The organism is Metabacillus fastidiosus NBRC 101226 (genome assembly GCF_001591625.1).
Lineage (GTDB): Bacteria > Bacillota > Bacilli > Bacillales > Bacillaceae > Metabacillus > Metabacillus fastidiosus.
Map to the genome: position 1 here is coordinate 1 of NZ_BCVG01000030.1, position 12,880 is coordinate 12,880.

The 12,880-nt window shown below is 34.1% G+C and carries 15 protein-coding genes; 4 read left to right on the top strand and 11 right to left on the bottom strand.

Going from position 1 to position 12,880, the window contains the following annotated elements:
* Nucleotides 1–150: 150 nt before the first annotated feature.
* The gene (locus tag BFA01S_RS09610; RefSeq protein WP_066229074.1) at nt 151–1,023 is read right to left on the bottom strand and encodes a nucleotidyltransferase-like protein; all 873 of its coding nucleotides are present in this window, start codon (nt 1,021–1,023) and stop codon (nt 151–153) included.
* Between the two features lie 161 nt (nt 1,024–1,184).
* On the opposite strand from BFA01S_RS09610, the gene BFA01S_RS09615 reads away from it, so the two are divergent.
* A complete protein-coding gene (locus BFA01S_RS09615) occupies nt 1,185–1,553 on the top strand; it encodes a YgzB family protein (RefSeq protein WP_066229077.1) in 369 nt (122 codons plus the stop codon).
* A gap of 67 nt (nt 1,554–1,620) precedes the next feature.
* Here the strand turns inward: BFA01S_RS09615 and perR are convergent, their stop codons facing one another.
* From perR to BFA01S_RS09645, 6 genes are all read right to left on the bottom strand, one after another.
* Complete coding sequence (perR, locus tag BFA01S_RS09620; RefSeq protein WP_066229079.1) at nt 1,621–2,055, bottom strand: peroxide-responsive transcriptional repressor PerR; 435 nt, start codon at nt 2,053–2,055, stop codon at nt 1,621–1,623.
* A 303-nt stretch (nt 2,056–2,358) separates the two neighbouring features.
* The gene (gene bcp, locus BFA01S_RS09625) at nt 2,359–2,829 is read right to left on the bottom strand and encodes a thioredoxin-dependent thiol peroxidase (RefSeq protein ID WP_066229082.1); all 471 of its coding nucleotides are present in this window, start codon (nt 2,827–2,829) and stop codon (nt 2,359–2,361) included.
* 46 nt (nt 2,830–2,875) lie between these two features.
* Nucleotides 2,876–3,283, bottom strand: coding sequence for an ion channel (locus BFA01S_RS09630; RefSeq protein ID WP_066229085.1), 408 nt, complete (start codon nt 3,281–3,283; stop codon nt 2,876–2,878).
* Between the two features lie 104 nt (nt 3,284–3,387).
* Nucleotides 3,388–4,173 (bottom strand): ABC transporter permease, encoded by a 786-nt coding sequence (locus tag BFA01S_RS09635; RefSeq protein ID WP_066229088.1) that lies wholly within the window; start codon nt 4,171–4,173, stop codon nt 3,388–3,390.
* A gap of 4 nt (nt 4,174–4,177) precedes the next feature.
* Nucleotides 4,178–4,969 (bottom strand): ABC transporter permease, encoded by a 792-nt coding sequence (locus tag BFA01S_RS09640; RefSeq protein WP_066229090.1) that lies wholly within the window; start codon nt 4,967–4,969, stop codon nt 4,178–4,180.
* A 29-nt stretch (nt 4,970–4,998) separates the two neighbouring features.
* On the bottom strand, nt 4,999–6,015 hold the full coding sequence (locus BFA01S_RS09645) for an ABC transporter ATP-binding protein (protein WP_066229093.1): 1,017 nt from the start codon (nt 6,013–6,015) through the stop codon (nt 4,999–5,001).
* 195 nt (nt 6,016–6,210) lie between these two features.
* Here BFA01S_RS09645 and BFA01S_RS09650 point away from each other — a divergent pair, with 195 nt between their 5' ends.
* From BFA01S_RS09650 to BFA01S_RS09660, 3 genes are all read left to right on the top strand, one after another.
* A complete protein-coding gene (locus tag BFA01S_RS09650) occupies nt 6,211–7,506 on the top strand; it encodes a glutamate-1-semialdehyde 2,1-aminomutase (protein WP_066229097.1) in 1,296 nt (431 codons plus the stop codon).
* 133 nt (nt 7,507–7,639) lie between these two features.
* A complete protein-coding gene (locus tag BFA01S_RS09655) occupies nt 7,640–7,873 on the top strand; it encodes a hypothetical protein (RefSeq protein WP_066229100.1) in 234 nt (77 codons plus the stop codon).
* A 191-nt stretch (nt 7,874–8,064) separates the two neighbouring features.
* Nucleotides 8,065–9,141: an FUSC family protein gene (locus BFA01S_RS09660; protein ID WP_066229104.1), complete on the top strand. Its 1,077-nt coding sequence runs from the start codon at nt 8,065–8,067 to the stop codon at nt 9,139–9,141.
* Between the two features lie 39 nt (nt 9,142–9,180).
* On the opposite strand, the gene BFA01S_RS09665 is transcribed toward BFA01S_RS09660, so the two are convergent.
* From BFA01S_RS09665 to BFA01S_RS09680, 4 genes are all read right to left on the bottom strand, one after another.
* Entirely contained in the window at nt 9,181–10,923 is a 1,743-nt protein-coding gene (locus BFA01S_RS09665; protein WP_066229111.1) for an ABC transporter ATP-binding protein, read from the bottom strand.
* Between the two features lie 205 nt (nt 10,924–11,128).
* A complete protein-coding gene (ntdP, locus tag BFA01S_RS09670) occupies nt 11,129–11,653 on the bottom strand; it encodes a nucleoside tri-diphosphate phosphatase (RefSeq protein ID WP_066229113.1) in 525 nt (174 codons plus the stop codon).
* A 147-nt stretch (nt 11,654–11,800) separates the two neighbouring features.
* Nucleotides 11,801–12,058, bottom strand: a complete 258-nt coding sequence (locus BFA01S_RS09675) for a YgaB family protein (RefSeq protein WP_066229116.1) — start codon at nt 12,056–12,058, stop codon at nt 11,801–11,803.
* A 581-nt stretch (nt 12,059–12,639) separates the two neighbouring features.
* Entirely contained in the window at nt 12,640–12,828 is a 189-nt protein-coding gene (locus BFA01S_RS09680; protein WP_066229119.1) for a gamma-type small acid-soluble spore protein, read from the bottom strand.
* Nucleotides 12,829–12,880: the final 52 nt, after the last annotated feature.

Genomic DNA, 12,880 nt, shown 5'->3' on the forward strand with positions numbered 1-12,880 from the left:
TCAGTGCGCTTCAGAAGCGACTTTATCAATATAACATTTCTTCCGAATCATGTCAATAACTTTTTTAATTTCATTATTGAGATGAAAAGTCGCTGTCTGTTTGTTGTTTAGCAGCGACGTTTATTAATATAACATCATTAAAAATCGAAGTCAACACTTTTTATTAAGAAAATAACTGTGATAATACATCTCTTTATCTTTTGTCTCCACTTTTCTCACTTGAACAAACTCTTTTTCAATTAAAAGGTCTAATAATATGCTTAAATCAAGGGCATATAGCTTTACTTCCGGATGATTTACTAAATCAGTATATAACCAATTTTCTTTTTCTAACATAACTGATAATAAATGCCCTGCTCCTAACTTCGCCTTCGAATGAATTAAAAAATCACTTGCTAAAAGCAATAACTCTAAACGCTTCGTTAAAGATTCATCACTATCAATTAATTCCGTATACAATTTATAAATTTGCGGATCAATACGTTTTACCTGATTCCATACAGTCGTTTCAGGATAAAGACCTCTATCGATCACTTCAAGCCTCGCTAGATGCTGAAGCGCATGAACAATATGATTATATGCATCATGTAGCTGATTTGCCTCAAAAAAGTTTTTACCTTCTGAATGTTTTCTTAACAACTTCCCATATTCAATACTAATTTTTAATTTTCTTTCAGAAAAAAGACAAATATCCAATGTATTAGCAATACTTGTTATATACTCTTCTCTTTCAAATAGTATTTTTCCATTTAGGAGCAAATTCATTAATCCTTCACTATTGCCTTCTTCTATCCATCCTTCTATTGTATCTTTTGTTACTATTGTCAATGCCGCTCTTTTAGAATCCATTTCATAATGCTTAATAAAAATGGGCGCTTCTGCACTTTTTACGATAACTAGTAATGTAAGATCTAAATTATCAGCTAAAGCAGAATTGTCATCCCATTTCTCAATTGACATAATTGCCAGCGTATTTGGATCATTTACTTTTTGTTGATACAGATCGCGGAGAATATTTTCCATTGTAACTCCCCCATTAAATATATGACTTTTTATTTTCTTTCTACATTTACTTAGGAAATTCCTTCTAAAAGTCGATGTTATAAACATTTTAATAGTTCACTTGAATTAATCTTTTCAATAGATAGATAACGTATGCTATATTAATGACAGGAGGTAGGGGCATGGAACGTAAATACTCTAGCAAGATAAATAAAATCCGTACTTTTGCTTTAAGTCTTATATTTATCGGATTTTTAATAATGTATGTTGGTATTTTCTTTCGTACAAACATCTGGTTAATGACAATATTTATGATTTTAGGATTGCTTTCTATTATTGCTAGTACAGTCGTTTATTTCTGGATTGGAATGCTTTCAACAAAGGCTATTCAAGTCATATGTCCTTCATGTGGAAAGCCGACAAAAATGCTCGGTCGAGTTGATATGTGTATGTATTGTCGGGAATCTCTTACACTTGATCCTGAGCTTGAAGGAAAAGAGTTCGATGAGAATTATAATAAGAAGAAAATCAATTTAAGTGAAAAAGGATAACATGAGGTTATCCTTTTTCTTTGCTAAATAAAAAAACTAAGCTGCTTTTATTACTAAGCAGCTTAGTTTAATGTGTTTCCTTCTTCTCACAACTTTTGCATAATCCGTATATTTCCATACGATGATGACTTACATTAAAGCCTGTAACATGCGCAGCCAGTGCCTCTACTTCATCCAATCCTGGATAGTGAAAATCAACAATTTTCCCACACTGCTCACAAATCACATGGTAGTGTTCTGTCGTAATAAAATCAAAACGACTTGATGAATCGCCATACGTTAATTCTTTCACAAGTCCAACCTCGCGGAAAACTCGCAAATTATTATAAACTGTTGCTACACTCATATTTGGAAATTTTCCTTCTAATGCTTTATATATATCGTCAGCGGTTGGATGTATCATTGATTCGACTAAGAATTCAAGTATAGCATGACGCTGTGGAGTGATTCTAACTCCCGTTTGCTTTAAAGTGTCAAGTGCTTCCCTTAAATGTTCAGACATCCGCCATGCACCTCTCTTCAAAATAAATCTTAATTATTTAATAGACGTTTATACGTGATAAAAATTATTATTTTATAATATGTATAATAAGTGTACATGTTATATATGACATTTGTCAATAATTCTCCATGTGCAGTAATAATTATTATTTCTTAATTACTGTTATTATAAAAAAAGAGTGCGGGCATTAAGCCGCACTTCATTTTAGAGCTAACATTCCTGAGGAGGTATGCCTTCGAGATATAATATGCGAGTTCCCTGTCTCCGAGTGGATTTCCGCCTAATAAAAGATAAATAGGCTCCCTATGCCTGTAATTCTTTCACATAGTTTAAAGCTTCTTCAACATGACCTTTCACTGTAACATTGCGCCATTCTTTCACTAATTTACCTTCAGGATCAATAACGAAAGTGGAGCGTTCAATCCCCATATATTCCTTGCCAAAATTCTTTTTTAATTTCCATACATCGTAAGCTTCTGCTACTTGATGATCCTCATCAACTAATAAGTTAAAAGGAAGATCATGCTTTTCAATAAATTTTTGATGTTTATTCTGATCATCAGCACTTACTCCAAGAATAACTGCATTCAAACCTGCAAAGCTTGCATACTGATCCCTGAAATCACAAGCCTGTGTCGTACATCCTGGCGTCATATCTTTCGGATAAAAATATAGAACAACATATTTTCCTCGATAATCTGATAATTGTACTTTCTCTCCGTTGTCTGCAAGTAATTCAAATTCAGGTGCTAATTGTCCAGCTTCGATTGCCATTAAAAATTCCTCCTAAATATAAAATCTTTTCTATTATTTAAGAATATCATAACTTTTTTCCCTTATCCATTACCGTCCGGGCAACAAAAACAGCAGGCAGTGTATAACCTATTAAAGCTTGAATGGATGCAATGAACCGACCAAAGCTGACCGGAACGATATCTCCATAGCCAACTGAAAATAATGTGATCGTACTAAAATATAAACATGTACCCAATCGCTCGAAATAGGTACCCTCTATATATTCTTCTCCAATTTTTAAAACCTGTATATCACTTTGAAGCAATATTAAATAAATCATTCCGAAACCAATTAATAATGACACATAGAGATACACAATACTTAAAACAGTTTCAAATGATAAGAAATTCCGCTGCATGAATGTACAAAACATTAAATAAAAGCTCATAAAAAGACAGATAACGATAATACTTCCAAATAAAGCCCCGACCAATAAAATCACCCTTAATGAAAAGCTGTTTGTACAATATATACAAGCTTTTATCTAGTTATTCTATTAGCATATAAAAAAGACTGACATTAGCTGTCAGCCTTCTTCTAGTTGCCTGCTCCCCGATATCGTTTTACTCCAATATTCCATAAAACAATGGCGAGGGAGAAAAATATAATTCCCATTACAGGTGTTAAAATAGAATAAAAAAGCCATTCATGCCTATTTAAGAAGTACGCTGCGGGATATACTCCAACGAAGGCAAACGGTAAAATCCAAGTTAAAATAAAACGGATGACAGAATTATAAATATCAACCGGGTATCTGCCATAGTTTCCGATATTGTAAACCATAGGTGAAATCGAAGTTCTGGCATCAGACCAGAAACTAATACTTGCTATTGAGACGAAGATACCTGCATAGACGAGTGTTCCACCAAGTGAGAAAACAATAAAAATAATAATGTCATACCAATGAAATTGTAAATTAAGATTAAATGAAGCATAAGCCATAATGACAATTCCGACAACTGCTCCGAAAAGAGATTCTAGTTCCATCCTTTCAAGCATTACTTGAAATAGACTGTGAATTGGTCTAGTTAAGATTCTATCCATTTCTCCTTTTACGATATAGCGCTCATTAAAATCCCAAATGTTAAAGAAACTGCTGAAAATAGCATATGGAACTAGGAAGAAACCGTAAATAAAAATAATTTCTTCTCTATTCCAGCCGCCTAAAACTTGTGTATGACCGAAAACAACGAGAATAAAAACGAGATTCGTTGCTTGAAAAAGCAAATCTGAAAACATTTTAACAACCATATCAGCACGGTACTCAAACTTCGTTTTTAAATACTGCGCCATATATTGAAAAAACATTGTAAAATAAAACATCACTTTATCCCCCCTGGATAATCATTTGTTTTTTCGCGATATACCATATAATCTGAATTGGGATAAGGAGGATAATAGCCCATAAGCCTTGAAGAATTAATGCCTCTAATAAGGCATTTCCTTTAAATCCTTCTGTAAAAATCATACTCGGCACATAACTGATTGCTTGAAAAGGAAAAAATTTCATTATTTCTTGAGCCCAGCCAGGGTAGAAGCTGATTGGTAAAAGCAAACCGGAAAACAGGTCGATAATAACCCGCTTCGCACGCATAAGCCCTTCATTATTAAACAAGAAAAATGTTAATATACCCGTTATCAAATTAATTTGAGTGTTAATAATAAAGCTAAATAATAGAGACAAAGCGAATAAGCTCCATGTTAACCAGTTAGCTGAAAATTCCATTGGAAAAATAAATCCGACGATAATCATACCTGGGATAGAAAAGAACAGAATACGGAACACGCCTTCACCGAATGCCTGCATTGTTTTCATCCATAAGTAATTATAAGGACGGATTAACTCAATCGCCACTTTCCCTTCCTTTATCTCCATTGCAATTTCCCGATCAATATTATTAAAATAAAAAGCTCTTGCCATCCATGCTACAGCAATGTACGTCGTCATTTGGATTGCACTCAATCCTTGAATGGATTCTTTCCCTCCATAAATTGCTGTCCATAAAAAATAATAAGCACCAATATTAATACTGTAAATAAGAATCCCACTATAATAATTCGTTCGATACGCAAGCATCATTAAAAAACGAATACGTATCATTTCAATGTATTTATCCATGTATACCACCATAAAAAATATTTTAAAATCTAGCTTCCTAATGCTTCACCTTTTTCATAAATACTTCGTATAACTTCTTCTGTAGAAATTTCATTCACACTTAAATCGCTGATTTTATGAACACCAACTACTCTGCCAATTAATTCTGACATTTGAAACTCCTGATCTTTAATAATCGCTGTCCAAACATTTACTCCCTCACCCATCTGCCAAATAACATCTAAGTCAGCTGTTAAGAAATTCAGCTGTTCGCCTTTTATTTCCTCTGCAAACTGAAATTGAATTTGTTTCCCTTCTCCCCAATGCTGACGGAGTTTTTCTAAAGCACCATCATAAATAATTTTTCCTTCATCTAACATGACTACACGTTCACATAATGCTTCGATATCTGTTAAATCATGTGTCGTTAATAAAATCGTCGTTTTATATTTTTCATTCATTTCTTTTAAAAACTCACGAATTTTTAATTTTACTAATACATCAAGCCCGATTGTCGGTTCATCTAAAAATAATAGCGGCGGATTATGAATCAATGCTGCCGCCAGCTCACATCGCATTCTCTGTCCTAGCGAAAGCTTACGAACCGGTTTATCTAATAAAGGACCGATATCCAATGTTTTAATAACATGATCCATATGCTCGTTGTAATCGGCATCACTCACTTTATACACTTTCTTTAATAAACGGAACGACTCCTGCACAGCGATATCCCACCATAATTGCGATCTTTGTCCGAAAACGACACCAATTGTCCGAACAAAACTTTCTCTCTCTTTATGGGGATTCATCCCATTTACAAGAACATTTCCGGAAGTAGGCGTTAAAATTCCAGTTAACATTTTAATCGATGTGGACTTTCCAGCACCGTTTTCACCGATATAGCCTACCATTTCTCCTTGCTTCACAGAGAAAGAAATATCATTTACAGCAGGAACAATTTTATATTTCCTCGTTAATAAATCACGAAAAGCTCCCGTTAAACCTTGCCTGCTTGAATATGCTTTAAACTCTTTCCTTAAATCTTTTACTTCAATAATGTTTTTCATTTCTGTCCCTCCATGCTTACCTACAACGAATAGTTTATCTAAACTTTCCCTATTCAACAAATGGTTAGCATTAAAATTTGCATTTCAATTTTTACCTTAAACAATAAGCGGAAGAAACAAACGACACCTATTGATGTTTCTCTGTATGTTAAAATAAAGTGAATACGTAAATTTTTAAAAAGTGGAGTGGAAATAATGAACTTTTCAAAATCAAATGCATTACACGAAGAAGCATTACAGCATATCGTAGGTGGCGTTAATAGTCCATCACGTTCTTATAAGGCAGTCGGCGGCGGCGCACCAGTCGTTATGGAAAGAGGACAAGGTGCATACTTTTGGGATGTTGACGGTAATAAATATATCGACTATTTAGCAGCATACGGTCCCATTATTACCGGTCATGCCCACCCACATATTACAAAAGCAATTACAAAGGCAGCAGAAAGTGGCGTTTTATATGGAACACCAACCCCACATGAAGTAAAATTTGCAAAAATGTTGAAAGAAGCAATGCCTGCTCTTGATAAAGTACGCTTTGTTAATTCAGGTACAGAAGCTGTTATGACAACGATCCGTGTTGCAAGAGCATACACTGGCAGAGATAAAATTATTAAATTTGCCGGCTGTTATCACGGTCACTCTGATCTTGTCTTAGTTGCTGCAGGTTCCGGTCCTTCCACACTTGGTACACCGGATTCTGCAGGAGTTCCAAAAAGTATTGCGCAGGAAGTAATTACTGTACCTTACAATGAGATTGAACCTTTAAAAGAAGCTCTTACTAAATGGGGAAGCGAAGTTGCAGCAGTTCTCGTTGAACCGATCGTTGGAAACTTCGGAATCGTAGAGCCGAAGCCTGGATTTCTAGAGGAAGTAAATCGCGTTGTCCACGACGCAGGAGCATTGGTTATTTATGATGAAGTAATTACAGCATTTAGATTTATGTATGGGGGTGCTCAGGATCTCCTCAATGTGAAACCAGATTTAACAGCACTCGGAAAAATTATTGGCGGTGGCTTACCAATTGGAGCATACGGTGGTAAGAAAGAAATTATGGAACAAGTTGCTCCGCTCGGTCCTGCATACCAGGCTGGAACGATGGCAGGAAATCCTGCTTCTATCTTATCAGGAATTGCCTGTCTGGAAGTTTTACAAGAGGAAGGCTTATATGAAAGACTTAATAAACTTGGTGCGCTATTGGAAGAAGGTATTTTAAAACATGCTGCTGCATACAATATCCCTATTACAATTAATCGCTTAAAGGGAGCTTTAACTATTTACTTTACGACAGAAAAGGTCGTGAACTATGAACAAGCAGAACAAACAGACGGTGACATGTTTGCTAAGTTTTTCAAATTAATGCTAAACGAAGGCATTAATCTTGCACCATCAAAATATGAGGCATGGTTCCTGACAATTGCACATACAGAAAAAGATATTACTAATACGTTAGAAGCTGTAGAAAAAGCATTTAAACAATTGAATAACAATTAATCAAACATAAAAAGACGAGTAATTAAAATTCTCGTCTTTTTTATTAATTATAATTCTCAGTAAATTTACTTTCCATTAAATATACAGTTTAATTGTTTATAAGGTAAAATTCCCTATATAAGGATGTTTTATAATGAAGATGAATTTATTAATACGAATAGGTCTTATATTCTTGTTAATTTCTCTTTTTGTTTCTATTGTCATCATTCAAAAGCCAATATCCTATGTCTTACTAAACGGTATGCTTTTTAATAATTATGCAAAAAATAAGTTTTCATCCTTAATAAGTTTTATTATCATTTTCGCATTTTTCATTCTTATCTTTATTGGGTATTTAATAGCTGCTTTAACAGGTGGAAAACCTTAATTGATGGATAGACAATTCTTTTCACAAAAATATTATTAAGATTTTTTTAATAGTATTGAATAGTCCGCCGAAACACTGTATATTACATAATTGCCTTTAAGATAAAGTGAACTTTAAGTTAGCCTTATTTTTTAAAATGGAATTCTGTAAATATCGAGATATTTCTCCCGAAAGGATGTAAAAATAATACGATGAAACTTGGTGCCCGCATTCTTAAAACTGGAATTGCTATTACTTTAGCCCTTTTCATAGCAACTCTATTGCAGTTACCATCGCCAGTTTTTGCAGGGATTTCAGCGATTTTTGCAATCCAGCCAACAATATACCGCTCTTATCTTTCCATTATTGAACAGATTCAAGCTAACGTAATCGGTGCGGTATTTGCGATTATTTTTGGACTTATTTTTGATCCGCATCCAGTGATTATCGGCCTAACGGCTATTATCGTTATTGTTATTAACTTGAAATTAAAGATGGAAAATACGATTTCTATCGCTCTTGTCACTGTTATTGCCATTTTAGAAACACCTGGAGAAGATTTTATCCAGTTTGCCTTAATTCGCTTTTTCACAGTTATGTTAGGTATATTTGCAGCTTTTATCGTCAATTTAGTATTTCTTCCCCCAAAATATGAAACAAAGCTATACAATCATATTTTAAATCATGCGGAAGAAATTATTAAATGGACTAGGATTAGTGTTAGAAATGCAACAGAATATACTATTTTAAAAGAAGATATTGAAAAATTTAAAGAACAGCTCATTAAAGTGGACCATCTGTATCTCTTATATAAAGAAGAGCGTAATTATTTCAAACATACTAATTATGCTAAATCAAGAAAGCTTGTTTTATTTAGACAAATGCTTATAACATCCGGCCGCTCACTCGACACATTGAAAAAACTGCATCGTTTTGATAATGAGCTAAATAATATGCCCGAGAAATTTCGTTCATGCCTGTTAGAAGAATTAGAAGACCTTCTTAATATTCATGAAGAATTATTACTAAGCTTTATAGGTAAAATTAGAACAAATCCGTACATAGAAAATAACCATTTAGAAAAGCTTCATAAAAAACAGCTAATTGAAGCATTGATGGAATTTCATCAAGAGAATGGCGATGATCTTTCATCCTTTTATCACCTGCTCCCTCTAGTCGCGACGATTATCGATTACAGTGAACAGCTTGGGCATTTAGATAAACTGATGGGCAGCTTTAAGAGTTTTCATAAGGAAGAAAATGAAGTAAATATCCCGGAAACCGAATAAAAAAAGCGAATCCTATAGACTCGCTTTTTTTTTAACATTTTATTCAAGCTGCTGAATTTGAAATAAATGATAATAACCATCTTGTTTTCTCATTAACTGTTCATGTGTGCCTTGTTCTGTAATCTTGCCATTTTCAATTAGCACAATCTTGTCCGCATGTGTAATTGTGGATAACCGATGTGCAACAATAAATGTCGTTCTTTCCGCAGCAAGTTTTTCTAAAGCTTCTTGAATTAAATGTTCACTTTCTAAATCAAGCGCCGATGTCGCTTCATCTAAAACTAATATTGGAGGATTTTTCAAAAATACTCTTGCTATTGCAATACGCTGCTTCTGTCCCCCTGACAGCTTAACACCGCGTTCACCGACTTTTGTATTATATTGTTCCGGAAGCTTCATAATAAAATCATGTGCATTAGCAGCCTTGGCAGCTGCAATAACCTCTTCCTCCGAAGCATGTGGCTTACCGACTAAAATATTTTCCTTCACTGTATCACTGAATAAAAATGTATCCTGCAGCACCATTCCAATCTGTGACCGTAAACTTTGTGTCTGATAATCCCTAATATCAATATCGTCAAGCAAAATTCTTCCTTCCGTTACATCATAAAATCGTGGAAGCAGGCTTACTAATGTTGATTTTCCCCCGCCGCTCATTCCAACTAAAGCAACGGTCTCCCCTTTATTAACCTTTAAAGATAAATCATCTAAAATGATAGAATCTTTCTCGTTATAACGAAAAGAAACATGTTCAAATAAAATATCTCCTTTTACATCATCTGCAAGCTTGGCACCAGGTTTATCAGTAATATCATAAGGAACATCAATAAATTCAAATACACGATCCATTGATGCTAAGCTTTGCGTTAATGTTGTAGAAGAATTAATTAATCTTCTTAATGGACTGTATAACTGTTCAATATAAGCGATAAAGGCAACCATCGTTCCAACAGTCATTTGTCCATGGATCACCTGATAACCAGCATAAGTAATAACAACTAGCGGAGCTATATCAGTTAATGTATTAATAACAGAAAATGTTTTTGCATTCCAGCTCGTGTGTTCCAGTGCCTTCTTTAAAAAATTCTCATTTTCACGTCCAAATTGCTTTTGTTCATAATCCTCTATAGCAAAGCTTCTTATTACAGGCATACCTTGAACACGTTCATGTAAATGCCCTTGAACTTCTGCTAATGCCTGCGATCTTACTCTCGTTAAATGACGCAGCTTTCCATAGAAAAATTTAACTGACAGGCCGTAAAGAGGGAATAATATAATAGCGACAAATGTTAATTTCACATTCATTGTAAACATAATAGCAATTGCGATAATAATCGTTGCCATATCTAGCCAAACATTCATGAGACCCGTTATAACGAAGTTCTTCGTCTGCTCTACATCATTTATGACTCTCGATATAATTTCCCCAGTTCTTGTATTCGCATAATATTTCAAACTAAGCTTTTGCAAATGAGTGAAAAGCTGATCACGAATATCATACAGTATTTTACTTCCAGTCCATTGTGCAAAATATTGACGGTAGTATTCAATCGGCGGTCTGACAACAAGAAAAATGACGAACATAATTCCCATGATAATCAGGAGCTCATTTGTTTTCTCTGCAGCAGCTCCCGAACCGCCGATAATATCATCAACAACATGCTTTAAAAGTAATGGCAGCATTAATGGAATGGAAAATTTAACAATTCCAATAGCAATTGTTCCGATAATCTGCAGCCGGTATGGTTTCACAAATTTCAAGTATCTCCTGATGGCCCCCATATAACTTCCTCCATAATCATTGTTCTGTATATAAGAAAAATATTTTCGCTTTATTTTAAAATGAAAATTCTCTCTTTTGATTTATAGCCGAAATTTCAGCCTTTATAACTAGGAATCGTCTTCTTTACAAAATAAAAAGAGACTGAATCACTAAAGATATAAATCCTTTAAAGTCAGTCTCTTTTAGATCGTATCGTTTTTAGCATCAATATGTTAAATACCGTTCATACCATTCATCAATAAAATCAGGAGCAAAAGGTCCTTTTCTTTGATGAATCCAATGCATTAAAACATTAACATTTTTCCTTAAAATACCATCAATAACTTCAGGATAATTCATTTCTCTACTGTGCTGCTCATATTCATCTTCATCTAAAAGTGTATATGTCATATCCGGAAACACTTTTATATCAAGATCATAATCAATATATTTTACAGCTTCTTTGTCCCAAACAAATGGTGAACTAATATTACAATAATAATGCACTCCATCCTCCCGGAGCATACCGATCACATTAAACCAATACTTTGCATGAAAATAACAGATCGCAGGTTCACGAGTAATCCACGTTCTTCCGTCTGATTCTGTTACGACTGTCCGATCATTACCACCGATAATAGAGTTACTCGATGACTTTAAAACCGTTGTCTCGTCCCATACTCTGTGAATAAGTCCGTTATGTTTATAACTGTGTATTTGGATTGTGTCTCCTTCCTTGGGAAAGCTCACTTTTCTCCCCTTCTTTCATTTTAGACGGTTTATGAATTTCTTTCACAAACGTATTCGATTAGTATAGTTCTTTCCATTATAACGTTACTCAACAAAAAAGAAAATAAAAGAGCCATTCTTTAATAGGAATGACCCTAGCTTATCACGTTAAGATACTGTTTCAATATTTTCTCTTTGATAAGACTTAATTACCGCTTCCGTTTGTTTTTCAAACAACTGCTGGATCTCCGCCAATTCTTTTTTCATCGTTTCAATTTCCTTTTGAACAGGTCCAAGCTGTGCATCATCTTGAAGTATAAGTAATTGTTTCTCTATCTCTTTACATCGTTCAATTTCAGATTGTAAATATAATAATTTGTCCATTATTTTCAATTGTTCACTAACGAGAAGGTCGAATCTCTCCAATACTATGCTCCCCTTTCTCTTCACTGAATAACTATATACATATGCTATTAAATAATTCTCCTTTCCTTATTTACTTTCCTTTGACTAGTTATGTAGATGATTAAGAAGTTTTGTCGCAATATAAGAAATCATATATATACGTAATAAATACTTAGTACAGTGCAAGATTTTTGGCTCATCTCGCTCAAATTTATAAAAAGAGGAAGAAAAACTTGCTTTTCTTTCCCTTTTTATAAATTTGAGCACTTTTCAGCCTCAGCTGAAAAGCATTTGCAAGCTCGGTTTGCAAATGGATGAGCCAAAAATCAAAGTGGTTTGCAGTATATCGAGATTAGAAATAAAAATTTCATTTAATTAACAAATGTTAAAAACATACCTTAGATTTATATGGATAAAAATTCATTATAAATAGAACTATCACACCAAAATGACAATGGCGCACCTATCTTTACAAATTTCAACTCCAATGAGGACAATATGAGAGACAAGAGGAGATATAATTTTCAGGTATATTAATACAACTCCGTCCCTTTTTCCACAAAAAAGACATCTCTTCGCGTATAGAAGAGATGTCTCTCGTTTTAAGAATTTTGGTTTTTATTTGCTTCAGCTTGTTGGTTGTTTTGTTTTACTTTCTGTACGTCTGTTTCACTAGCAAATTCTGTACCGAATTGACCAGCTGCACCAGCCGATTGAGCGTTTTGTTGCTTTACATGTTGGATATTCGTTCCTGCAGTAGTTTTACCTGCTTGTTGATTAAACTTTGCCATCAGTATCACCTCCACAAAATATAGATTGTCCCAGAGGTGGACAAAGTATCCC

Excerpts from the sequence above, each read along its gene's own strand:
- BFA01S_RS09610 (WP_066229074.1), bottom strand. The coding sequence starts at position 1,023 with ATGGAAAATATTCTCCGCGATCTGTATCAACAAAAAGTAAATGATCCA.
- BFA01S_RS09615 (WP_066229077.1), top strand. The coding sequence starts at position 1,185 with ATGGAACGTAAATACTCTAGCAAGATAAATAAAATCCGTACTTTTGCT.
- perR (WP_066229079.1), bottom strand. The coding sequence starts at position 2,055 with ATGTCTGAACATTTAAGGGAAGCACTTGACACTTTAAAGCAAACGGGA.
- bcp (WP_066229082.1), bottom strand. The coding sequence starts at position 2,829 with ATGGCAATCGAAGCTGGACAATTAGCACCTGAATTTGAATTACTTGCA.
- BFA01S_RS09635 (WP_066229088.1), bottom strand. The coding sequence starts at position 4,173 with ATGTTTTATTTTACAATGTTTTTTCAATATATGGCGCAGTATTTAAAA.
- BFA01S_RS09640 (WP_066229090.1), bottom strand. The coding sequence starts at position 4,969 with ATGGATAAATACATTGAAATGATACGTATTCGTTTTTTAATGATGCTT.
- BFA01S_RS09645 (WP_066229093.1), bottom strand. The coding sequence starts at position 6,015 with ATGAAAAACATTATTGAAGTAAAAGATTTAAGGAAAGAGTTTAAAGCA.
- BFA01S_RS09650 (WP_066229097.1), top strand. The coding sequence starts at position 6,211 with ATGAACTTTTCAAAATCAAATGCATTACACGAAGAAGCATTACAGCAT.
- BFA01S_RS09655 (WP_066229100.1), top strand. The coding sequence starts at position 7,640 with ATGAAGATGAATTTATTAATACGAATAGGTCTTATATTCTTGTTAATT.
- BFA01S_RS09660 (WP_066229104.1), top strand. The coding sequence starts at position 8,065 with ATGAAACTTGGTGCCCGCATTCTTAAAACTGGAATTGCTATTACTTTA.
- BFA01S_RS09665 (WP_066229111.1), bottom strand. The coding sequence starts at position 10,923 with ATGGGGGCCATCAGGAGATACTTGAAATTTGTGAAACCATACCGGCTG.
- BFA01S_RS09680 (WP_066229119.1), bottom strand. The coding sequence starts at position 12,828 with ATGGCAAAGTTTAATCAACAAGCAGGTAAAACTACTGCAGGAACGAAT.